This is a genomic window from Rhodococcus sp. IEGM1428 (assembly GCF_050321865.1).
In the GTDB taxonomy this organism is placed as follows: Bacteria; Actinomycetota; Actinomycetes; order Mycobacteriales; family Mycobacteriaceae; genus Rhodococcoides.
The window spans coordinates 261,007-283,513 of record NZ_JBNQFW010000002.1 but is presented as its reverse complement, the minus strand read 5'-3'; the positions used below and the strand labels follow the sequence as shown (position 1 = coordinate 283,513).

General features: G+C 64.9%; 22 protein-coding genes. 6 read left to right on the top strand and 16 right to left on the bottom strand.

All coding sequences use genetic code 11. From position 1 onward, the window contains the following. The first annotated feature begins 60 nt into the window (after nucleotides 1–60). Nucleotides 61–411, top strand: a complete 351-nt coding sequence (locus tag ACQR3T_RS09935) for a nuclear transport factor 2 family protein (RefSeq protein ID WP_428693274.1) — start codon at nucleotides 61–63, stop codon at nucleotides 409–411. A gap of 142 nt (nucleotides 412–553) precedes the next feature. On the opposite strand, the gene ACQR3T_RS09930 is transcribed toward ACQR3T_RS09935, so the two are convergent. From ACQR3T_RS09930 to ACQR3T_RS09905, 6 genes are all read right to left on the bottom strand, one after another. After that, complete coding sequence (locus ACQR3T_RS09930) at nucleotides 554–1,636, bottom strand: inositol-3-phosphate synthase (protein ID WP_032378712.1); 1,083 nt, start codon at nucleotides 1,634–1,636, stop codon at nucleotides 554–556. Then, entirely contained in the window at nucleotides 1,629–2,219 is a 591-nt protein-coding gene (locus ACQR3T_RS09925) for a PadR family transcriptional regulator (RefSeq protein ID WP_032378711.1), read from the bottom strand. Before ACQR3T_RS09925 ends, ACQR3T_RS09930 begins: the two co-directional genes overlap by 8 nt. 164 nt (nucleotides 2,220–2,383) lie before the next feature. Beyond that, nucleotides 2,384–3,385 (bottom strand): ArsR/SmtB family transcription factor, encoded by a 1,002-nt coding sequence (locus tag ACQR3T_RS09920; protein ID WP_428693273.1) that lies wholly within the window; start codon nucleotides 3,383–3,385, stop codon nucleotides 2,384–2,386. Nucleotides 3,386–3,397: 12 nt separating this feature from the next. After that, the gene (locus ACQR3T_RS09915; RefSeq protein WP_155291036.1) at nucleotides 3,398–3,610 is read right to left on the bottom strand and encodes a hypothetical protein; all 213 of its coding nucleotides are present in this window, start codon (nucleotides 3,608–3,610) and stop codon (nucleotides 3,398–3,400) included. Nucleotides 3,611–3,716: 106 nt separating this feature from the next. Continuing rightward, nucleotides 3,717–4,523 (bottom strand): DUF1707 SHOCT-like domain-containing protein, encoded by an 807-nt coding sequence (locus tag ACQR3T_RS09910; protein ID WP_032378709.1) that lies wholly within the window; start codon nucleotides 4,521–4,523, stop codon nucleotides 3,717–3,719. Nucleotides 4,524–4,532: 9 nt separating this feature from the next. Next, nucleotides 4,533–5,339, bottom strand: a complete 807-nt coding sequence (locus ACQR3T_RS09905; protein WP_032378708.1) for a DUF1707 SHOCT-like domain-containing protein — start codon at nucleotides 5,337–5,339, stop codon at nucleotides 4,533–4,535. 100 nt (nucleotides 5,340–5,439) lie between these two features. On the opposite strand from ACQR3T_RS09905, the gene ACQR3T_RS09900 reads away from it, so the two are divergent. The 3 genes from ACQR3T_RS09900 to ACQR3T_RS09890 all read left to right on the top strand — a co-directional run bounded on the left by ACQR3T_RS09900 (nucleotide 5,440) and on the right by ACQR3T_RS09890 (nucleotide 10,256). After that, a complete protein-coding gene (locus ACQR3T_RS09900; RefSeq protein WP_170944655.1) occupies nucleotides 5,440–5,871 on the top strand; it encodes a DUF5318 domain-containing protein in 432 nt (143 codons plus the stop codon). A 732-nt stretch (nucleotides 5,872–6,603) separates the two neighbouring features. Then, nucleotides 6,604–8,691, top strand: a complete 2,088-nt coding sequence (locus ACQR3T_RS09895) for a transglycosylase domain-containing protein (RefSeq protein ID WP_428693901.1) — start codon at nucleotides 6,604–6,606, stop codon at nucleotides 8,689–8,691. Between the two features lie 113 nt (nucleotides 8,692–8,804). Then, nucleotides 8,805–10,256, top strand: a complete 1,452-nt coding sequence (locus ACQR3T_RS09890; protein WP_428693900.1) for a glycosyltransferase family 87 protein — start codon at nucleotides 8,805–8,807, stop codon at nucleotides 10,254–10,256. Here the strand turns inward: ACQR3T_RS09890 and ACQR3T_RS09885 are convergent. The 9 genes from ACQR3T_RS09885 to ACQR3T_RS09845 all read right to left on the bottom strand — a co-directional run bounded on the left by ACQR3T_RS09885 (nucleotide 10,231) and on the right by ACQR3T_RS09845 (nucleotide 20,011). After that, nucleotides 10,231–11,454, bottom strand: a complete 1,224-nt coding sequence (locus tag ACQR3T_RS09885) for a TerD family protein (RefSeq protein WP_230594627.1) — start codon at nucleotides 11,452–11,454, stop codon at nucleotides 10,231–10,233. The two genes, ACQR3T_RS09890 and ACQR3T_RS09885, sit on opposite strands and share 26 nt — an antisense overlap. A gap of 84 nt (nucleotides 11,455–11,538) precedes the next feature. Next, entirely contained in the window at nucleotides 11,539–11,766 is a 228-nt protein-coding gene (locus ACQR3T_RS09880; RefSeq protein ID WP_428693272.1) for a helix-turn-helix domain-containing protein, read from the bottom strand. Beyond that, complete coding sequence (locus tag ACQR3T_RS09875) at nucleotides 11,766–12,365, bottom strand: hypothetical protein (protein WP_428693271.1); 600 nt, start codon at nucleotides 12,363–12,365, stop codon at nucleotides 11,766–11,768. The genes ACQR3T_RS09880 and ACQR3T_RS09875 overlap by 1 nt, the downstream gene beginning before the upstream one ends. A gap of 84 nt (nucleotides 12,366–12,449) precedes the next feature. Further along, on the bottom strand, nucleotides 12,450–13,181 hold the full coding sequence (locus ACQR3T_RS09870) for an ESX secretion-associated protein EspG (protein WP_165712594.1): 732 nt from the start codon (nucleotides 13,179–13,181) through the stop codon (nucleotides 12,450–12,452). Between the two features lie 17 nt (nucleotides 13,182–13,198). Next, nucleotides 13,199–14,584 (bottom strand): PPE domain-containing protein, encoded by a 1,386-nt coding sequence (locus ACQR3T_RS09865; RefSeq protein ID WP_428693270.1) that lies wholly within the window; start codon nucleotides 14,582–14,584, stop codon nucleotides 13,199–13,201. Nucleotides 14,585–14,623: 39 nt separating this feature from the next. Next, on the bottom strand, nucleotides 14,624–15,427 hold the full coding sequence (locus ACQR3T_RS09860; protein WP_428693269.1) for an HAD family hydrolase: 804 nt from the start codon (nucleotides 15,425–15,427) through the stop codon (nucleotides 14,624–14,626). Further along, entirely contained in the window at nucleotides 15,424–17,757 is a 2,334-nt protein-coding gene (locus ACQR3T_RS09855) for a phosphoribosyltransferase (RefSeq protein ID WP_428693268.1), read from the bottom strand. The genes ACQR3T_RS09860 and ACQR3T_RS09855 overlap by 4 nt, the downstream gene beginning before the upstream one ends. After that, nucleotides 17,754–18,902 (bottom strand): HpcH/HpaI aldolase/citrate lyase family protein, encoded by a 1,149-nt coding sequence (locus ACQR3T_RS09850; RefSeq protein WP_037175242.1) that lies wholly within the window; start codon nucleotides 18,900–18,902, stop codon nucleotides 17,754–17,756. Before ACQR3T_RS09850 ends, ACQR3T_RS09855 begins: the two co-directional genes overlap by 4 nt. 23 nt (nucleotides 18,903–18,925) lie before the next feature. Beyond that, entirely contained in the window at nucleotides 18,926–20,011 is a 1,086-nt protein-coding gene (locus ACQR3T_RS09845; protein WP_428693899.1) for a hypothetical protein, read from the bottom strand. A 220-nt stretch (nucleotides 20,012–20,231) separates the two neighbouring features. On the opposite strand from ACQR3T_RS09845, the gene ACQR3T_RS09840 reads away from it, so the two are divergent. Together ACQR3T_RS09840 and ACQR3T_RS09835 are read left to right on the top strand one after the other, a co-directional pair. Then, nucleotides 20,232–20,807 (top strand): TerD family protein, encoded by a 576-nt coding sequence (locus tag ACQR3T_RS09840; RefSeq protein ID WP_027495074.1) that lies wholly within the window; start codon nucleotides 20,232–20,234, stop codon nucleotides 20,805–20,807. Between the two features lie 160 nt (nucleotides 20,808–20,967). Beyond that, the gene (locus tag ACQR3T_RS09835; RefSeq protein WP_428693267.1) at nucleotides 20,968–22,065 is read left to right on the top strand and encodes a DUF475 domain-containing protein; all 1,098 of its coding nucleotides are present in this window, start codon (nucleotides 20,968–20,970) and stop codon (nucleotides 22,063–22,065) included. Between the two features lie 33 nt (nucleotides 22,066–22,098). Here ACQR3T_RS09835 and ACQR3T_RS09830 read toward each other — a convergent pair whose 3' ends face one another. After that, nucleotides 22,099–22,464: a helix-turn-helix transcriptional regulator gene (locus ACQR3T_RS09830; RefSeq protein ID WP_032378701.1), complete on the bottom strand. Its 366-nt coding sequence runs from the start codon at nucleotides 22,462–22,464 to the stop codon at nucleotides 22,099–22,101. Between the last annotated feature and the right edge of the window lie 43 nt (nucleotides 22,465–22,507).

Here is a 22,507-nt window from a genome sequence, read left to right as displayed (position 1 = left end):
CTAGGCTTTATCGGAACCAACTGTTGGACTTCTGACTCTGCTCGTTCGAGACTCGAAGTCATGACACCGACACCCGAAGAAATTGCTGCGACCTACTTCGAGGCCTGGAAGGGCAAAGATTTCGACACCCTGGCGACGATCCTGCACGAGAACGCAACGTTTCGGGGGCCACTCGGCACAGCGGCCAGCGGTGCCGAATGTGTGGCCGGATTGAAGGGAATGTCGCAGATCGTGACCGATATCGATATCGCGCACGTCTTCGTGGATGGCCCGAACGTACTGACGTGGTTCGACCTGCACACGTCGATCGCACCGTCGGCCTCGACCGCGAACTGGCAGCGAATCGAGAACGGCAAAATCATGGAAATCAAGGTGACATTCGATCCGCGCGACATCATCGCCGCGGGATAAGCGAACGCCCGCCGGCACTCGATGTGACAAATTGGTGGCCCTTTCGGGGGTCAATGTCACATCTAGTGGACCGGCGGGCGTTTTGCGTAGTGGTGCGGACGAGTGCCGCTGGGGCACTCGGTCACACCACTGTCGCAGGCACTTATGCGTCGATGATGAACGCTTCGAGCTGCTCGCGGGCGACGTCGTCGGCCAGCTGCTTCGGCGGGCTCTTCATCAGGTATGCGGAAGCCGGGATGACCGGTCCACCGATGCCGCGGTCCTTGGCGATCTTGGCGGCGCGGACAGCATCGATGATGACGCCGGCGGAGTTGGGCGAGTCCCAGACTTCGAGCTTGTACTCGAGGTTGAGGGGAACGTCACCGAAGGCGCGGCCTTCGAGGCGGACGTAGGCCCACTTGCGGTCGTCGAGCCAGCCGACGTGGTCGGACGGTCCGATGTGGACGTCCTTGGCGTTGAACTCCTTCTGGAGGTTCGACGTCACGGCCTGGGTCTTGGAGATCTTCTTCGACTCGAGGCGGGTGCGCTCGAGCATGTTGAGGAAGTCCATGTTGCCGCCGACGTTGAGCTGCATGGTGCGGTCGAGCTGCACGCCGCGGTCCTCGAACAGCTTCGCCATGACCCGGTGGGTGATGGTGGCACCGACCTGGCTCTTGATGTCGTCGCCGACGATGGGAACGCCTGCGTCCTCGAACTTCTTGGCCCAGACGGGATCGCTGGCGATGAAGACGGGCAGTGCGTTGACGAAGGCGACGCCTGCGTCGATGGATGCCTGTGCGTAGAACTTGTCGGCTTCTTCGGATCCGACGGGCAGGTAGGACACGAGCACGTCCACCTTGGCGTCACGAAGGGCCTGTGCCACGTCGACGGGCTCGGCGTCGGAGATCTCGATGGTCTCGGAGTAGTACTTGCCGATGCCGTCGAGGGTCGGTCCGCGCTGGACGCTGACGGTGCTCGGGGGCACGTCGGCGATCTTGATGGTGTTGTTCTCGCTGGCGAAGATGGCCTCGGAGAGGTCGAAGCCGACCTTCTTGGCGTCCACGTCGAACGCGGCGACGAACTCGACGTCGCGGACGTGGTACTTGCCGAACATCACGTGCATCAGGCCGGGAACGGTGGCGTTCTCGTCTGCGTCCTTGTAGTACTCGACACCCTGGACCAGGGATGAGGCGCAGTTGCCCACACCCACAATGGCCACGCGGATTGCGTTGTTGTTCTCACCCATGGTCGGGTTCTCCTTCTGTCTTGACTGTCCGGTTCGGTGCTGTGTGGGACGGTGCTGGGTTGGGGCCGGCCTGCTCGGCCGCGATGACTTCGTTGAGCCAGCGCACCTCGCGTTCGCTCGATTCGAGACCGAGCTGGTGTAGCTGCCGGGTGTAGCGGTCGAGAGTCCCGTTCGCCTTGGCTACTGCGTCGCGGAGGCCTTCTCGGCGCTCCTCGACCTGGCGACGTCTGCCTTCGAGAATGCGGACCCGAGCTTCCGCCGGGGTCCGGCTGAAGAAGGCCAGATGTACGCCGAATCCGTCGTCGGTGTAGTTCTGCGGTCCGGTGTCGGCCACCAGTTCGGCAAATCGTTCCCTGCCGAGTGGGGTGAGCACGTACACCCGTTTTGCTCGTCGTTTCACGAGCAATTCGGGACCGGCGTCCTCGGCGATGAGACCGTCGGTTTGAAGTCGACGGAGTGCCGGGTACAGCGATCCGTACGAAAATGCTCGAAAAGCTCCGAGTAGGCCAGTGAGCCGCTTGCGGAGCTCGTAGCCGTGCATGGGGGATTCGAGAAGCAAACCGAGAATTGCGAGCTCGAGCATGCAACTCCCCCTTCTCGATTCCGACGACACAACATGGCGATGCGATTGACTGCACTATCGAAGAATGTATCGCGCCGATACATTGAATGACAAGCCGGTGTCCGGTTTTGTCGTGCCGAGACGCTGCCGTGAGCTCGAATCGAGCGATGGAGCGGGCAGGTGGGTTACCGATCTCCTCGATGCTGTGCCGCCATCTGTGTTCCGAGCGGCGTGGGCCGGTACAACACCGACCGGCCGTGTCGAGAGCCCTCGATCAGTCCGTTGTCGCGCAACACCCGAAGGTTCTGTGACACGGCGCTTGGCGTAACGGAGAACCGGTGCGCGAGCTGCGAGGTGGAAGCGGGCTCGGCGAGCGCGAGCAGCAGCTCGGCCTTTGCGCTACCGACCAACGCCGCGAGTGCAGGACCTCGGTCGAGTGGGGTGTACTCCCCGATCATCGTTCCCTGTCCGCGCGCCGGATACGACAGCCACGAGTGGCCGGGTGACGCCTGGTTCCAGATTGCCGTCACGTTCTTGGTGAAAACGGACGGGGTGAGCACCAGTCCTCGGTCGTCAGGTGACCCGTCGCCGACGGACGACGTCGTCAAGTGCACTTCCAGCAGTCCGTTTTCCAGCCACCGAATAGAGCTACCGAGCCCGTCGAACAGACCCGTTGCACCTCGCTGTGCGAACTCTCTGCCGCGAAAGATGATGTCCGACTCCAGGACTCGGTTGATCGCCGACCAGTATGGAGCGATTGCTGCGCGGTGGTAGTCGTAGAGGGCGTCGGCCACCACCTGCGCTGCGCCCTGCGGGTCATCGAAGACTCCGGCCAGCGCCGCCGGCGGCGGACGACCCTCGAACACAGTCATGAGGTCGTGTGCGACGACGGCCGGATCGGACGTCGCGATCAGCTCGCACTCCTCCTCCAGGCCGAGTCGTTTGTCGGTGGGCAGCGGTGTGATGAAGTCGGGAATCCGTGCTCCGGAAGGGGATACGAGTGCGCGCACCAGCTCGGCGTCGTAGTGCGCTTCGGCATTCCGGGCTTGCTCATGCCACTGCGTCAGATGAAACCTGCCCTGCGGCCCCAGCACCAGGGCCCACAAACTCAATGCCGTTTCGGTCATCGCCGAGTACGCCAGCCGCACGCGAGCCAGATCGTCGACGCCGAGCCGATAGGTGATCATCGTGCTGCGACGCTAGACCGACGTCGCGCGATGCCGCAAGAGTGGGCGGTGGTCGGGCCTCGACCGAAGTACGGCGTCGACCAGGCGGGTCAGGAGCCGCGGACGACGCGCGATCGGGTCGATCTGCTGGGCCCGCGCCGCGTCGTGCAGGTCCGCGATCCGTGCGTAGACGAGCGCGGCGGGTGGGTCGGCGGTCAGGTGGTGGAACGTTCGGAACGTGTTCATGCCGTTCACTGAACGCCCAGGGGTGACGGACAGGGAATCGATTTAGAGGGCACCTACATCGTCGGGAAGTCTCGGGCGAAAGCGACGGTTCGTCGAGACCACTGGACTACGTGTACACCGCGATCGGGTTTCCGGCGAAGTCGTAGACGATTCGTCCGCTGTCGGTGCGGAATTCGATCTCCGGTCTCTCTTGGTTGTCGATCGTCAGGCTGTCCACCACGGCACTCGGGTTCCCGAGCGATTCGGGCACTCCGGCAAGCAAATTGGCTACGAGTGTGTGGTCGATCGTCGTCCAGTCGAAGGTCCCGGCGTCGTTCAGGCTGGGCGACGAGTACAGCCTTGGCTCGAAGCCGCCGTTGACGCTCACGTCTTCGACGGCGCGATCGGCGTCGAAGCGGTAGACATCGGCCCGCTGGTCGACCAGGCGGATACTTACCGCGATCACCTCCAAGGACTTGTACTGCTCGAGGTAGCGCGCTCGGAAGTCGTCGAGACCAGCGGCGGTGTCGAAGACGAAGGGCCGCGCGACAATCGGCGTCACACCGTCGGCAACCTCCACCACCGGTGTCGGAGTCGATGTGGGAACGGCAGCCAGGATCGGCTCGTCGTCGGCGCGAGAGTCGAGCAGGATCACGGTCAATCCCACCGCGACGACGATGACGGCCAGAAGTGCGTACAGCACCCGGCGCTTGGGTTCGTAGTGCCGCGGCGGCGGTTCCGGCAGGTCGACGTCGCTTTGCAGGTCGTCGGTCAGAGCGCGGAGATCGCTGAGTGTGACTGCAGTGCGAGCTCTTTCGATGCGAAGTCGATGTTCCTCGTAGGTCATCTGACCGTCGGAGTACGCCTTATCCAGTGCGGTTGCCGTCGTAACGCGATCGATGTCCCGCGCTCGTTTGCTCGAGTTTTCCGCCATGGTCGGCCCCTATTCTTCCGGATCGAACGGTCTAACGGAGGTGAAGTGACCGTCGAGATCCGTTGTGAGATAACCATTTTCACCGAGTTCATTACTCGCGTACACCGAGACTTGGGGGCCACCGCCGAAATCGCGTACCAGAAGGTAGACGGTATCGACCCGGGTGAGATTCAAGCTGACGCCCGCGCCGGCGATCACGCCTGCGACGACGGGCAGGTCGAGCATCTCGATGTCGACGGTGAGGGTGGAGGGAGTACGGGTGGACGGAGTGCCGAAGTCGTCCATGGACCCGTCGCGGTAGATCGAGTCCGTGTAGAGAAATGGACGGTCGCGGACGGCATGGGTGTAGATGGCGTAGTCCGGATACACAGAGAGGTCGTCGACAACCGTCGTACCGAGCTCTTCGCGTGCAACAGACACGACCCGTTCGAGACCCTCGAGTTCGAGAAATCCCGCGGGGCCGAACTGGTGGCGAGGGTCGTCGGCCACGGCGCAGGAGCGGATGCCGAACGTCAGGGCCACGATGGCACCGATCAACGGCACGACCACTGTCAGTAGCCCCAGCCGGCGTCCACGTCGCCCGGGCACGGTGACGCTTTTCCACGAGGCCATCTCCGCGAGATCGGTCTCGCCCTGTAGGTCTTCGATGAGCTGATGAAGATCGCCCAGCGTGGTCGCTTTCAGAGCCGTTGCAACCCGCACGGAGTGTTCGGCGTCGGTCAGCTGCCCTTCGTCGCGGGCTCGATCGAGGGTTGCGCACGCGTCGGTGCGATCTGCATCTCTCGCACGTGTGGAGGGGGCAGATCGCGTCGGCACAGGTGGAGCATAGTTTCTCGGGCCCGAAAGGGGAGCCGCTCGTCGTCGAGGCGGGGGTTCGCAGGTCCCCATCGGAGGGGGCGCACGTACTCTGGTCCTCGTGCGACTTCAGCGACAGGTGGTGGACTACGCCCTTCAGCGTCGGTCGCTGCTGGCCGAGGTCTACTCCGGTAGGACGGGTGTCGCGGCGGTCTGCGACGCGGATCCGTACCTGCTCCGCGCTGCCAAGTTCCACGGACGCGGTAGTGATGTGGTGTGCCCCATCTGCCGCAAAGAGCAGCTCACCTTGGTGTCCTGGGTTTTCGGTGAGAAGCTCGGTGCGCTGTCCGGGTCGGCGCGAACGGCCGACGAACTCGTCCGGCTCGCTGCGACCCAGGAGGAATTCTCGGTCCACGTGGTCGAGGTGTGCCGCTCCTGCAGCTGGAACCACCTCGTCCAGTCCTATGTCCTCGGGGCCGTCCCCGCACCCAAGCAACCCCGTCGTCCGCGATCGGGTTCCCGCCAACCGAACCGTCGTACCGCGAGTGAGTGACACAATCGCTCGGCTGATGCCTTTTCGCGAGAAGTCGACGCGGCCGCCGAAATTACTGGAGATCTGTACGTGAGTTCCCCCTACGACAACAACCCCGGTAACAACGAACCTGGCCGTAGCGACTCCGGACGACGTCCCGACGTGCCGGGACCCCCGCGCGGCAGCAGGCATTCCGATCCGCCCGGGCGTCGCCCAATACCGCCGCCCGGTCAGCGTCCGATGCCTGCGCCCGGCCAGCGTCCGATGCCGCCTCAGGGTCGGCCACCGATGCCTCCCCCCGGTCAGCGACCGGGACCTCCCCCGGGACAGCGTCCTGGACCTCCGCCCGGGCAGCGTCCGATGCCGCCTCAGGGTCGGCCTCCGATGCCTCCGCCCGGGCAGCGTCCCGGTCCTCCGCCCGGGCAGCGTCCTATGCCGCCTCAGGGTCGGCCTCCGATGCCTCCGCCCGGGCAGCGTCCGGGACCAGCGTCCGGGCAGCGGCCGATGCCGCCGCAGGGTCGGCCCCCCGGTGAACGCCGGTATGGGGAGCCGCCGGTCACGCCCGCTGCGCGCTCCGCAGTAGGGCCGGCAGCCGGTGCGGCGGGAGTGACCCGATCGGGATCCGTCCCGCCGCCACACGAACCGAACGATCCATCAGTCAGCTCCTCGGGCAGCGAACCGCCCGGGCCGCCCGAAAGAGGTTCCGCCGCGAAAACGAAGAAGAAGTCCAAGTGGCGGGTTGTTCGGCGCACGATGTACGCGCTGATCGCCTTGGGTCTGATCGTGCCGATTTTGGCGTTCATGGTGGCGTACACGCTGGTCGACGTCCCGCGTCCCGGTGACCTCAGAACCAACCAGGTCGCCACTGTCTTTGCGTCCGACGGCACGAGCGTGATCGGCAAGGTGGTGCCCCCCGAGGGCAACCGGACCGATGTGACGATCGACCAGATCCCGGAGCACGTACGCAATGCCGTGCTCTCGGCCGAGGACCGCGATTTCTACTCCAACCCTGGATTCTCGGTAACCGGATTCGGCCGAGCTCTGCGGGACAACGTGCTCGGACGCGACAGCGCAGGCGGCGGTTCCACGATCACCCAGCAGTACGTGAAGAACGCCTTGGTCGGTAACGATCGGACGCTGACGCGCAAGATGCGCGAGCTGGTCATCTCCTCCAAGATGGCGCGGCAGTGGTCCAAGGACGACATTCTCGCGGCCTATCTGAACACCATCTACTTCGGTCGCGGCGCGTACGGCATCGCAGCCGCGTCGACGGCGTATTTCGGTAAGTCCGTCGATCAGCTCTCGGTCGAAGAAGGTGCCGTGCTGGCGGCGACGATTCAGCAGCCCTCGGGTCTGGATCCCGAGTTCAACCCCACGGGTGCTCAGGCGCGCTGGAACTACGTGCTCGACGGCATGGTGTCGCAGGGCCAGCTCGACGCGACCCAGCGAGCCGCGATGCAGTATCCGCCGTGGATCCCCAGCTCCCAGGTGGACTCCGGCGACGCGGACGACGCGGGTCCCAACGGACTGATCAAGGCCCAGGTGCTGCGCGAGTTGTCCGCTGCCGGGGTCAGTGAGCAGGACCTCAACACCGAGGGTCTGCAGATCACCACGACGATCGATCCGAAGGCGCAGGCCGCTGCGGTCGAGGCCGTGGACAACAACCTCGAAGGCGAACCGTCGGAACTGCGGACGGCGTCGGTGTCGATCGATCCGCGCAGTGGCGCGGTCCGTTCGTACTACGGCGGCGCGGACGGGCGCGGATTCGACTTCGCGCAATCGGGCCTGCAGACCGGCTCCTCGTTCAAGGTGTTCGGCCTCGCCGCTGCCCTGGACCAGGGCATTCCCCTGTCGAAGATGTACGACAGCTCCTCGCTCGACGTCAACGGCATCCAGATCAGCAACGTCGAGGGCGAATCCTGCGGAACCTGCACCATCGCCGAGGCCCTCAAGCGGTCGCTCAACACGAGCTTCTACCGCATGATGCTCGGCATGGACAACGGCCCGCAGGCCATCGCGGACATGGCTCACAGGCTCGGTATCCCGCAGGAGATCGAGGGCGTCGGCCCCACGTTGACCGAGCCCGACAACGCCGGCCCGAACTACGGAATCGTGCTTGGCCAGTACCAATCTCGGGTCCTCGATATGGCCTCTGCCTATGCGACACTCGCGGCGTCCGGGGTGTACCACACCCCGCACTTCGTACAGAAGGTCGTCACGGCCGACGGCACGGTGTTGCTCGACCGCGCACCCGAGGCGGGCCAGCAGGTGGTCTCGGCGGCGGTCGCGGACAACGTGACCTCGGCGATGCGTCCGATCGCCGGATACTCCAACGGCCACAACCTCGCAGGCGGTCGTCAGTCGGCCGCCAAGACCGGTACCGCGCAGCTCGGCGACACCGGTCAGAACAAGGACGCGTGGATGGTCGGCTACACCCCGTCGCTGTCGACGGCAGTGTGGGTCGGTACCGAACAGGGCCTGCCGCTCGAGAACAGTTACGGCGGTCCGATCTACGGATCGGGCATACCGTCGGACATCTGGAAGGCGACGATGGACGGGACGCTGGAGGGCACCTCGAACGAGACGTTCCCGACGCCCGAGGCCATCGCCGGTCAGGCAGGCGTCCCGCAGTATTCGGCGCCCGCTCCGACCACCACGGCGGCACCGTCCGCTCCGCCGCAGGTGACATTGCCGATTCCTACGGAAATCTCCCCACCGGTCGTCATCACTCCACGGCAGGTCGAAATTCTGCCCGGCGTGACGATCCCGCTGCCCGGATTGGCACCGGCTGAGCCGGCACCAGCACCGGCAGCGCCCGAACCGGCTACACCCGGGCAGTAGCGACTCCACCGGTGACGACCGAACCCGACCGCAAGGGTCGAGCATTGGCGAGCCCCGGTCGCCTCGACTCGGCGAGCGCCGTAGACCGAGATCTACCCAGTCGGACCGATCCGATGACCGGGGAACTGTCCTCGGTCATCGGCGGTCCGGTCGGACGGCACGCGGTGATCGGACGGCAACGGTGGTTCACCGCACTGCGGGTGATCCTGCTGCTGGCGGTGGTCTTTCTGTGCTTCGGTTGGTTCGCGAAAGCCGCGTGCATTCAGCAGGCTCCGGTGGGCACGGGCGGTGAGCTCGGACTGGATTGGAGTGGCAGCCGGCAGTACGTGGCGATGTGCTACTCGGACACCGTTCCGCTCTACGGTGCCGAGCGACTCGATCAAGGTGCGTTCCCGTACAAGAAGTCCTGGGAAGAAACCAAGGCCGACGGCTCGACCCAGGTTCGGTACATGGAGTACCCGGTGCTCGCGGGGCTGTACCAGTACGGCTCGATGGTCGTCGGGAAGACGTGGAACTCGCTGAGTTTCCTTCCCCAGGCCCTGCCCGTCGTCGTGTATTTCAACGTGGTTGCCCTGGGGCTGGCCGTCGCCTGGCTGGTGACCGTGTGGGCCACGGCAATAGCTGCCGGACGGCGAATCTGGGACGCGGCCCTGGTGGCTGCGTCGCCGCTGGTGATCGTGCACGGCTTCACCAATTTCGACGCTCTGGCAGCGGCTTTCGCGCTCACCGGTCTGTTGGCATGGGCCAAGAAGCGGCCGGTTCTCGCCGGTGTGCTGATCGGACTCGGCGGTGCCACCAAGCTCTATCCCCTGTTGTTCCTCGGTCCGCTGTTGGTGCTGTGCTGGCGCACCGGACGGATGCGCGAGTGGGGCCTGACCGCCGGCGCCGCGATCGGAGCCTGGCTCGCGGTCAATCTTCCTCTCGCACTGCTGTATCCGTCGGGATGGTACGAGTTCTTCCGGCTCAACTCCGAGCGCGGGGCCGATCCGGATTCGCTGTACAACGTGGTCACCTCGTTCACCGGCTGGCCCGGTTTCGACGGTCCGCTGTACGCAGGTGCCAAGCCCTTGATCCTCAATGCCGTGACGCTGGTGTTGTTCGCCATCGTGTGTGCGGTGATCGCCTACATCGGTACTACCGCCCCGGTGCGGCCGCGGCTCGCGCAGTTGGTGTTCCTGGTGGTGGCCGGCTTCCTACTCACCAACAAGGTGTGGAGCCCGCAGTATTCGCTGTGGCTGGTTCCACTGGCCGTACTGGCACTACCGCATCGACGAATACTGTTGGCGTGGATGACTATCGACGCGTTCGTCTGGTTTCCGCGGATGTACTACTACCTGGGCGTGGAGAACAAGGGTGTGCCCGAACAGTGGTTCACCGCAGCTGTCGTGGTGCGCGATGTCGCCGTGATCGGGTTGTGCGCGTTGATTATTCGACAGATCTACCGGCCCTCCGAAGACCTCATTCGAAACGGCAGCGCCGTCGACCCGCTCGGTGGCGTTCTCGACGGCGCTGCAGATCGGACGACTACTGCCCGCAAGGTCACATATAGCGGCCGAGCTGTTTGACGGCTTCACCGGCGTGCTTGGCCTGAATGCCGTCGCCGATGGCCTGTAGTTTCCATTCGCTGCCCTGGCGATACACCTTGGCCATCACCAAGCCGGTGAACGGCATGCCGCCCTGCAGGGTGAACCGCGCCAGCTCGGTGTTGGTCGTGTTGTCCACCAGGCGGCAGAATGCGTTGGCGACCTGCTCGAACGTCTGACCGCGGTACGACGTGACGGTGAAGACGATGCCGGTGACGTGCTGGGGCACTTTCGTCAGGTCGACCACGATCACCTCGTCGTCGCCCTCGCCCTCACCGGTGAGGTTGTCGCCCTGGTGCACGATCGAGCCGTCCTTGGCTTTGAGCTGACCGTAGTAGACGACATCGTTGACGTTGCGGTCCGCGAGCATGATCGCGGACGCGTCCAGGTCGATGTTCGCGGCGCGGCCGCCGCCGCCGAAGAGGCCGCCCTTCTTGGGAGTGGTGACCGGGTCCCAGCCCAGGCCCATGCGAATGACCGTCAGAGCCACGCCGCCGTCCTTGCGGAGAGTGACCTTCTGGCCCTTGGTGAGGCTGACGGGCTTGGCCTTGGTGAGGCTGACTTCCGGTGCCTCGGTGCGGACCGGTGCGGCGGGAGGTGCCGGCGGGGCAGCGGGAGGCGGTGGAGTTGCGGGGGCGGGAGGAGGCGTCGGTGCGGGAGCAGGGGCGTCGTCGACGGACACACCGTGGTCGGTCACCAATGCGGCGAATCCGCCCGCGTAACCCTGCCCGACGGCTCGCACCTTCCAGCTGCCCTGGCGACGGTAGATCTCGAGTGCGATCACGATCGACTCCGAGCTCAACCCGTCGATTGTGTACTCGTACAACACGTTTCCGGCCGTGTCGCTGACCCGCGCGACGGGAGCGGTGGATCGACCGAAGTTGCTCGACGCGTCGTCGAGGGTGATGACCGCGCGAATCTGTTCGATGTCTGTGGGAACGGCGGCAAGCGAGACTGCCAGCCGGGCCGGACCGCCCTGGCCGGGCTCGAGGCGTACGCCGGGGCCGGTGGGCTGGTTGAAGAACACAAAATCTGCGTCCGTCCGCACCTTCCCGGCGTCGGTGACCAGTAGTGCAGACAGGTCCGCGGGCACGGCCAACGCGATGGAGACGACGACGTCACCGACGGTGAGGGGGCCGTTCTGACCCTTGGACAACGGTTGACCGGCCGGAGCAGACAATGTGATGGACTCTCTCTCGAAGTGCTGGTTACCGTCATCCAATGTACTTGTTCGATTTGTCCGACTGCTGTGGCCGAGCGGACGTCAGATCCGGCGCAGGGTGAACAGGTCGCCCGGTGTGCAGCCGAGCACCCGGCACACCGCGGTGAGGGTCGAGAATCGGATGGCCTTGGCGCGGTCGTTCTTGAGCACCGAGAGATTTACGACGCTGACTCCGGCGAGACGCGAGAGTTCGGCGAGCGTCATGCCGCGGGCGTCGAGGATCTCGCCCAGATGGCAGACGACCAGATGGTCGACGAACTCCTCCGTCATCAGACCAGGCCTTCGGCATCGCGAGCGAGCTTGGAGCCTTGTCGAAGGACTGCGTAGACGAATTGCAGGACAAGTGCCACGATCACGGCCAGCCAGAATGAGCCCAGGCTCCGTGCAGTATCGGTGATCTCGGTCGTCTCGAGTGCGCCCTGAATTGCGTTGGTACTCATCACTCGGAGGCCTCCGGTGATGACCGGGTACAGAACCAGGCAGACGGCAACCACGACGAGATCGATGCTGGCACCGACGCTGAACGGGGTTTCTTTGATGACATTGTCGAAGAATCGGTACGCGAAGAAGATTCCCACCAAGATCACGATTCCGCCGGCTACGATCTCGCCGTACCTCATGAAGTCGATCATCCCGATGAGTCGCTGGACGTCGCTTTTGGCGACACTGAGCTCGATGACGTTCCCTGATTGCAACTGTCCGCCGAACAGGTCGAGAGTCGGCACGCCTTCTCGTGGCGTGACGGTGGCGCTGACGTAGTCCGACGAGTGGTACTGCCACAGCCTCCATCCGGACCACACCACCGCGATTCCCGCGTAGAACGCCATCGCCCATTTGTTGGCCCGTGCCGAGCCGAGTCCGTATGCCATCTCGCCGCCTCCATATCGATAGTCGATAACAACGAATATCGATAACCTATCGCTTATCGATAGGGTGTCAAGGGGTGGCCGGCACTACCGTCGCAGCGCGACCGCCATGTGGTGACCGATCTCCGACGCCAAGCCGGCGGTATCGGCAGGCAGGATGTCGATGGTGTCCTCGGAGTAGACGATGTATCGGCCGTCCCGTTCGAAGTCCATCCAGAAGAATGCGACTGCGTCGGTATCGCGACGGTTGTCGTACGTCCTACCGCGCGCGACGATGACTTCACCGGCCGCGGATCGTGGGCGGTGGAAGAAGGTCCGGAACTGCTCGTCCGCGGTGGCCCCTCGGGTCGCGGTGGACAGATGCCTCCCAGCCGTTGTTGCTGTGGCAGTAGATCGTTCGAGTCGCATGGTCGGTCGTCGGCCTGCCGCATTGGCTGGAAGGGATGCGAGAACACGGTCAGGTGCCTGGGCAGGGCTGGTCAACGAGATCGTGACGGCACCGCCCGAAGTGGCGTCGGGTCCCGGCTGCTGGGTGAGCACCGCGGCAACATCGTGGCGCACCGCCGCGTGGGCACGGATGGTTCCGTTGCGGGGATCGCGTGTGTCGCCCCGACATTCGATGCGCACAACCGGATCGACGAGGGTGCGAAGAGCCGCCCCGAGGTTGTCGTCCAGCACGGCATCTATTCTCGCCGAGGCCTCCCGCCGCAGAAGTTGGTACCGGTCCTCGGTGTCGACGTCGACGGTGACAGCCAGGGGGTACGGCAGTCGGTCTCGTCCGAATCGACTGCAGAGCATCATGAAATCGATGCCGTTCATGGTCCAGCTCGTCATGCTCAGCCGCCGAGTACCGGAGGTGCGACCAGAGGCAGCTCACCGATCAGTTCACTACCGTTGCCGACGTCGACCAGGTAGCCGGGAGTCGCATGATCGGTGTCGTTGTCGCCGGCTCCTCTCGCGCCTCCTGCCCCCATGCCGCCCATTCCCGGTGTGCCGTGCGCCCCTGCACGTCCGGCCGCTGCTGCGCTGCCCGATCCGCTACCGCCCGGTCCGCCGCCGGTGGTCCCGGTGCCGCCGATCGGCGAGCCGAGAACGGAGCCACCATAACCGGAGCCGCCGTATCCCGAACCGGAACCGCCACCCGATCCGCCGGCATAACCCGAGCCGCCGCTGTAACCAGAGCCGCTGTAACCCGAGCCGCCGTAGCCGCTGCCGGAACCAGCGCCGGCCCCCGAACCACCGCTACCCCCAGAACCGGTGCCGCCGGCAGATCCGGGTCCGGAAGCAGATGCGGCACGCGTTTCTCCGGCACTGTCGGCCGGCGGCAGCGATCCCGCTTGCCCGGATCCGGGCCGGCCCGATCCCATCCCCGGTTGCCCGGCATCGGCAGGGTCCGCACCACCGGGTTGTGTCCGAGCTGCAGCCGGGTCGGCTGCACCCGCGGACCCCGCACCGACACCCGAGGTGGATCCGCCGCCGCTCCCGCCGAGTCCCCAGCCTGCGGTCGAACCGCCACCGCCACCGTCGGCGACGGGGTCGTGTGCCGCAGGCAGCACCGGAACCTGGGCGTCGGATTGCAGGACCCCCGGCACGTAGACCGAACGCATGACCTGGCGTGCCTGCTCTTCTTGCTCGTCGTGCAGGCGCGCTATTTCCTTGATGGAATCGGCGAACGGCAGTCCGCTCGGAAACGACGACTCGAGCATGCTCGCGCCGACGCCGATGTCGACGATCGGAGGTACGGCAGCCCTGGTCTGGGTGAATCCTGCGTGCGCCTCCAGCAGTTTGTTGCTGATCATCGTCATGGCAGTGGACAGCGCCGTGGCCGAGGACGTGTAGTCGCCGATCCCACCCCGCACGGCCGCCGAGGTGGGGCCCGACCAGCCGGAACTCATCGCGCCTTCGATCCCGTTCCGGAAACTGTCGGATCCTTCGGTGGCTGCGGCGGCCAGATCGTTCCAGTTCTGCGACGACGTCGATATCGACTCCGCGGCGAGCGTGTTGACCTTCTGCACGATCTCCGCGTGCTTCATCACGTCGAACGACTCGGTGACCACGACCTCGTTCGGCTCGTACTCGCCCTCGTATCCGTACGAACCGTTCTTCTTCGAGAACGTGTTCTCGATGAGCGAATTGACGGCCTCAGGCCCGAAGCCGGCTGCAGGCCCGTGATCGATGATGGCCTGCACCTGCTGTTGGAGTTCTGCATACGGATCCGCCATACCCACCCCTTGCCCTACGTCTGTCCCCCCGACGACCAGTTAGACGCGGCGCACGGCAGTTCGGTTCCGTAGCCACTCGAGAATCTCCTCGCTGGCCCGGACGCCGGAAGAATCGGTGACGGTCAGCCCGGGGCGGGTGAAACCGAGCAGCTCCAGTTCGCCGTGCCGCGGACGGATCGCGGCGTCGGCGGCGATGAGCATCTCCGCGTCGAGTGCGCCGTCACCGGCGGCGAAGACTCGGTCATCGGCGTCGAGGGTGCCGTCCTGAATCAGCCTGGAACGAACCTCGGCCACCGCGGAGCTCTTGCACACCGCGTTGGGCATCGTGTAGATCTTGCGCCCCTGCTGCGAGACGTTCCAGTCCCGCGCGGCGCACCACCGCGACCACTCTGCGACGAAGTCCTCCGGTACAGCCTTCGTGTCTACGACGAGATAGCAGAACAGCCCGTCGGCCTCGCGGTACTTCAGTACCCAATCATCGGACACCCGCGATCTCAACTCGGCGCCGATTCCGGCCAGACCCAACTCGAATCCGTTGCGCCAGTGCATGTCCGGCTCGCCGTCGACGATAATGTTGCCGCCGTTGCTGGTGATGGCGTACCTCCACGGGGCTCCCGGGAGCGCGATCCGGCGGAACTGCTCGATGGTGCGAGTCGTGGTCGGCACGACCACAACACTCTCGCTCAACTCGCGCAGCAGCGAGATGGACCGAATGCTCATGTACGACAACGGTTTCCCCTCGTACACCTCCACGCATTCGAAAGCGTCGTCCAGTGGAACCCCGAGTGCCCCCTCGGAGAAGATCATCGTGCGGTCGAGGTCCACGGCAACCAGAGCACTCACGACGCGTCCTCGGTGGAGACGTTCTTGATCAGTCCCATGCACGAATAGGCGAGGTCGGGGACGACGTCCACCGGGACTCCCCGCGCCGCAGCGAGCATCCGGATGTGTTCGTGCTCGGGCGCATCGGCGTCGCGCACCAGTACCCGCCACGGGACACGACGTAACAGCACCCGAGTGGTTTCGCCGACGCCGGGTTTGACGAAATTGACGTGCGAGATCCCGTACTCCGCACGTACTTTCTCCACCGACGCCCAGCCGGACCAGTTGGGTGTTCGGTCGGAGCCGAGCACTGTTGCCACCGAGGCATCGACCTCGTCCCGGACGTCGTCGAAACGCGCAGCGACGGTGTCGAGCAAGTGGCGTGAGACGTCGTCGGGCGCTAGATCGGCGTAGTACTTCGCCCCGTGGAAGTCACCGGGCCGAATCAGTTCGTCGTTGAGCACGGTCCGTGAAACCAGCCCCGAGACAGTCGAGTTCAAGCAAGCCGAGGCGATGAGGAAGTCGTCGCGGGTGCCGTAGGTGCGTGCACAGTTGCCCGGATCGGCGAGCACGGCGAGGTCGTCGTCGAACTGGGCTCCGGGAAAGCCGCGGAGCGCGGCGGTGAGTTCGCGGGCGATCGCACCCTTGCCCGTCCAGCCGTCGACGAACACCACCGAGCGCGAGTCGTGGTGGTCGGCGAGGTAGCGCAGCGCCACGGCGTCGATACCTCGATCGCGCACGATCGAGACGGCGTAGTGCGGAATCTCGATGCCGTGAGCAGCGAATGCCCAGCGACGCATCAGGATTCCGACGGGTGTCCCCGCGCGAGCCAGTGATGCGAGGGCGATGTCGTAGCCGCGCTCGGCCAGGACGACCTCGGTGACGGTACCGACGGCGACTGCCAGGCGTGATGCGCTCTCCTGCAATACCTTCTCGAACAGCTCACGGTAGGCGAGATCCGGCTGGTATTCGACCGGGAGCGACTCGGCGTAATGTGCCGTGCCGGCCTGAATCGCCTTCTCGCGCTCGTTGACTTCGGCTTCCAACGAGACCGACGAGAGGTCCTTGAGCAGCCAGGTGACTTCTTCTGCTGCGTACGAACCGAATTCGGGTCCTCGAAGCGGTCGCGCCCGCCGAGCGATCTCGAGTGCTACCGGGTCTGCACCCGTGAGGACGACGAGTACGACGTCGGCGCCCGACGCGGCGAGAGTCTCGGCCGCGGCCGTCAGGGCGTCCGTGTCTGCGGGGGCGTCGGCAACCAGTATCAACGTCGCGTCGTCCGGTGCCGATGCGTTGTAGAGGTAGCGGAGTCCCGATTCGTCCTCGGGAGCAGCGAATTCGAAGCCGCGGCGCAGCGGATACCCGGGCAGGTCGAGAACGTATGCCGGCGACCGGGTGGTGGTCTGGAACAGCGCGGTGTGTCCCCGCTTCTGTAGCGCGGCCGCCAGCCGGAGAGGCAGGTACATCAGCTCCTCGTGGCCGATCACCACCACCGCTGTCGATTCGATCAGCGCAGCATCGACGGTGGCCGCAAGTGCGTCGATCGCGATGTCGAAACCAGCCGCGTCGGATCGCAGAAACCCGTGCCGTCCGCCGTCGGGAAGTGTCGCCGGCCACTGCGCGTCCACCCGGTGCACCGAACTGGGCTGTGCAGCAACGGGATTGAATACTGGATCGGGGAGGGCAAGCACCGTCTCCACCAATCCGGGGGCGAGCTCCACCGATCCCTGAGCGAGGCTCACGTTGTCGATCCGAATGCCGAGCTCGGTAGCCACCGCCGAGGCTGCAGCAAGATGCTCGTCGGTACGCATGTCGACCAGGGATGCGATGACGTAGTGCCTGCGTCCGGCCGAGGAATGAATCTGCCGCAACGCATCCAGCGCCGTCGCTCCGGTCGAGATCTCGTCGTCCACCAGAATCAACGGCAGCTCGCCGTCGAGAAGATCGGGCGATGTCGGCATCAGCAGGTGGTCGGTGGCGTGCGAGTGCCCCTCCTCGAACTCACCGTGCACGGTCATCCCGGGAACGGTGCGCCGAGTCGAATGCAGGTAGCAGTGTGCGCCCAGGGCAGTCGCGACGGTGTGCCCCAATCCCGTTGCAGTTTCGGCGAATCCGAGCACATCGACATCGGACCCGTCCACGGCGGCGGCGACGAGAGCCGCCAGTTCCTCGCCGGCCGAGACGACGACGTCGGGATCGACGGGGATGTGCTTGCCGAGCACGGTCGAGACCAGCAAGTGGGCGCGGCGGGGATTGCGACGCAGACCGGGACGCACCAACTGTGTTGCAGCCCAGGACGACGACGAGCCGGTATCGGTCAGGGCGATGCCGTCGGCCGGATTCCGGTTCATCGTTGTGCCAGCGCGGTCAGTAGGTCCACGAACGTGATTCCTTCGTTGGTGACACCGAACGCCTTGGCGCGCAGTACCGTTTGCTTCGCCCAATTGCGGTGTGGGCCCAGTTCGTTCATCTTGTTCCGGTAGCCGGACGCCTGCACGCCACCTTGGTCGGACGAGAGGATGTCGAGTGCATCGTGATATTCCTCGTGCGTCACCGCGGACAAGGCGTGAACGGCGGGGACGTGCGACGGATGAATGACGGTCTTGCCCTGGATGCCGTTGGCCCGGTCGAGAGCAACCTCGCGCAGGAGCGCGTCGAGGTCACTGCTGACCAGTTGCTGGCGGAAGCGGACGGCGTCCTGGTCGACGAAGGGTGTCTGACGTAGCAACGGACGGAACATGCGTTCGTGGTCTGCGAAGTACTCCCACACCGGGCCGGTGATGACGTAGCCGGACCCGTCGTAGCGGCCCAGGTGGTTGACGATCGCACTGATGACGTCGGCGACGACGCGGACGTCGTAGATCGTCAGGTCGCGGTCGCGTCGGATGCCGAAGGTGCCGCACATGTCGGTGGCTCCGATGCGCACGGCCAGCACCGTGTCGCGGTAGGTCCCCAGTAGCTCACGGATGGCAACGAGTTCTGCGTCTCTGGTCTCACGGTGTACCACCTCCGGCGATTCGAGGACGGGCATCGCGAACAGGCGGGTGCCGTGCAACCGCGACGCCGCGACGATCTCGTCGAGGAACTCGGCTCCGCGTGCCGCAGTGAACTTCGGCACGACGAATCCGGCGAGCCCGCCCGCGCCCTGGGTGAGGCCGGCGCAGATGGTCCGGATGTGCTCGGGGGTGCGCGCCCGGACGAACACGAGCGAACTCGACCCCGAGAGTTCGTTCAGAGTTCGGATGGCGTTGGCCAAAGCCTCTTCCAGATCATGATCTGCGACAGCGTCTTCGAGATCGATGACGATGGACCGCACGCCCTCGTCGGTGCGTTTGTTCACCGTCGCGGTCAGGTCGGGGCGTGTCGCCGGGATGTACAGCGTGGCGCCGAGAGCTGTTGCCACGACGTCGTTTCCGTCGCTCGTCTCGATGTCTTCCGGCTGCCGGAAGAACACTCGTGCACGGGTGTCTGCGTCGAGATGGCGAAAGTGTTGCACCACTGTCCTTCGTGTGAATGTGATCAGTGCGAGCTGCGCATGCGTTCGATCACGCCTGCGATGAAGTCCGAAATGGTATCCAGATCCTGCAGATATGACCAGTAGTCGGGATGGGTACCCGTCAGCGCTGTGCTCGCCCTGTCGATCCGGGCGAGCTGAGCATCCAACACCGAGCCCCATTCGGCAACCAGGCCACGATTGATCGCGAGTTGTTGAGCGTCACGAAGTTTGAACCGCACTTTGTTCTCGGTCTCTTTCGGGTCGGCCTTCACCGCGCGCAGCAGACGAACTCGGTCGGTCACCGCGTCGACCAGATGTTCGGCATCGCTCAGGTGTTGGCGCGCCTGGGTCACCAGATCCAGCGACTGCTCGGGATTGCCTGCGTCGAGCGCCGAACGCGCCGCGCGCAGATCCTCGTCCGCCTGCTCGATGTGTCGCGCACTCGACCGTTCGTTGCGCGAAAGATCAGCCGAGCTCTTGGCATTGAACTCGCGAAGCAGGCTGGAGAAGGCGGGGGCGATGCCCTCCGATCGCGTTCGGACGGCTTCGATTCGAGTGCGTACCGAGGACAGTGCGGTCCTGGCCTCCTGAAGTCGTCCTGGGGCCGACTCCACTGCCGCGCGTAGAGCTGCGGCTCGTTCGCGCACCTGGGCGGCATGCTCGCGTGCGCGCAGCGGATCGCGCTGATTGCTCTGCAATTGCGTTGTTGCCGAATCGAGTTCGCGCCAAGCCAGACGCAGCGACGGGTACCCGGCGTACTGCTGGTCGACGGTGGCTCGGGCGGCATCGGCCTCGGTCAGTGCGTCGTGCACCAGGCGCGGTGTGGCCGCGAATTGGGCGGAGGCCTGCTCGAGGGTGCCGCGATGGGCGTCGTAGAACCGGTCGACCGCCGCGCTGGCATCGTGCAGTAGTCGGGTCGCGTTGTCGAATGCCGATCTGGCGGCAGCCGTGGTGATTCCGTCGAATTGATCGGTTGCGGTGAGGTAGGCGGCCCCGGCGTCGAAGCACTGCTTCTCGGTGTCGGCCCATCGGGCTGCGAGTCTGTCCTCGGGGCGCAAGGCGGTGGAGGCCTCGACGCCTGCCGACGCAATGGACTGACGCTTGTCCATATCGAGGAAGGCGGCGACGGCGTTGTCCTGGGATCGGCGCGCGGAGGCGTCGGATTCGGCTCCTCTGCGGAACACCCCAGGCCAGCGACTTGTCACCTGCTCGATAGTACTGACGGGAACCCTGGCGATGTCGCAGTCGTTGGCGGAGTACGTCCAAGAACCGGACATTCCCACTACGGTTGTACCCGTAACGGGAAACCATTTGCGAAAGGACCTCTCCATGGGCGTCAGCCTCAGCAAGGGTGGCAATGTCTCGCTCACCAAAGCAGCTCCGAACCTCACGGCAGTCGTGGTCGGACTCGGGTGGGACATCCGCACGACGACCGGTACCGACTTCGATCTCGATGCCAGCGCCATCGCGCTGAACTCGACGAAGAAGGCCCTCAGCGACGGACACTTCGTGTTCTTCAACAACTTGAAGTCTCCCGACGGCTCCATCGAACACACCGGAGACAACACCACGGGTGAGGGCGACGGAGACGACGAGCAGATCAAGGTCGATCTCGCCGCTGTGCCGCCGGAGATCGAGACCATCACCTTTCCCGTGTCGATCTACGATGCGGACGCACGCTCGCAGTCGTTCGGTCAGGTGCGCAACGCGTTCATCCGCGTCATCAACCAGGCCGACAACTCCGAGCTCGCTCGCTACGACCTCAGCGAGGATGCCTCCACCGAGACCGCCATGGTCTTCGGTGAGCTGTACCGCAACGGCGCGGAGTGGAAGTTCCGCGCAGTCGGTCAGGGCTACGCATCCGGCCTCGCAGGCATCGCCCGTGACTTCGGAGTAAACGTCTAGTCAAGACTCTCCCAAGATTGGGGATACCCCCGCTTCATCGTTCATGATGGGCGGGGGTTTTTCCGTATTTGTCTGCCCCGACCGGTCGCTCCTGCCGGCTCCGCTCCTGAGCTGGCGGGTCACTCCGCCGGCTCCGCTCCTAGCCAGAAGGGCCACACCTGTGGTTGTGAAGATCTTCGGATGGTCGATCGCGGTCACCATCGTCTCCGTCATCGTGGCCTTCCTCTACGGCGGGATCGAGGCGATGATCCTCGTCCTCATCCTCGGCGTGCTCGAGGTGTCCCTGTCCTTCGACAACGCCGTCATCAACGCCACCGTGCTGCGACGGATGAGCGAGTTCTGGCAGAAGATCTTCCTCACCATCGGCATCGTCATTGCCGTGTTCGGTATGCGGCTGCTCTTCCCGTTGGTCATCGTCTGGGCTGCCTCCGGGCTCGGCCCGGTGGCCGCGATCGACCTCGCGCTGAACCCGCCGCCGAACGACGCGGCGTACTTCGACGACGGCCGACCCAGCTACGAAACGTTGCTCACCGACGCGCACCCGCAGATCGCAGCGTTCGGCGGGATGTTCCTGCTGATGCTCTTCCTCGGCTTCATTTTCGAGGATCGCGAGATCACCTGGCTGAGCTGGTTGGAGAAGCCGCTCGCCCGAATCGGTCGCCTCGATCAGCTCTCCGTTGTCGTCGCGGGCCTGCTGCTGGTCCTGAGCGCTGAATTTCTCGCCGACGACGACAAGATCTCCACGGTCATGGTCTCCGGCGTGCTCGGCATGATCACGTACATCGCGGTGAACGGTCTCGGCGAGCTGTTCCACGTCGAAGAAGAGGGCGAAGAGTCGTCGGGTGGGCCCAGCGAACTGGCAAAGGCGACGGGTAAGGCCGGCTTCTTCCTGTTCCTCTACCTCGAAGTGCTCGACGCCTCGTTCTCGTTCGACGGCGTCATCGGTGCCTTCGCCATCACTGCGGACCCGATCATCATTGCGCTCGGCCTCGGCTTCATCGGCGCGATGTTCGTCCGCTCGATCACGGTCTTCTTGGTTCGTAAGGGAACGTTGTCCGACTACGTGTACCTCGAGCACGGTGCGCACTGGGCGATCGGTGCGTTGTCCATCATCCTGCTGGTCTCGATCGGCGTTCACATCAACGAGCTGATCACCGGCTTCGTGGGCATCCTGTTCATCGGAGCTGCTCTGCTGAGCAGTATCCGACGGAACAAGCGCCTCGAGAAGGAAGGCGTGGAGACCTCGGTCAGCGTCTGATCTGCGGGTCCGCTGTGGTCCGGATACGCCGGGTCACAGCTCCGAGATATCCACCAGTCCGTCCTGGAGGGCCCGTGCCACCAGGCCTGCCTTGGTCGGGGCCGGTCGTCCGACCGAGGTGTACTTGGCCCGGATGCGGGTGAGGTGGGTGTTGACGGTGCCGAGCGAGAGAAACAGAGCTTTCGCAACCTCGGTCTTCGAGTCGTGTCGAATCCAGCAGAGAAGCACCTCGATCTCACGGCCGGTGAGGTCGGGCCGCGGCGGGAACGGGCTAGCAGGCACCGGGACGGGGTGTATCTGCATCGCCGGTGGAACCAGGCTGATGGGACCCCGTGCACCTCGCGTCGTCGGGATTGCCGAGTCGTTCGCGGAGGGCAAGGGTTCGAGCAGTGCAGACATCAAAATCTCCCGGACGCCGAAGTGGTTGAGACCGACTAAACCA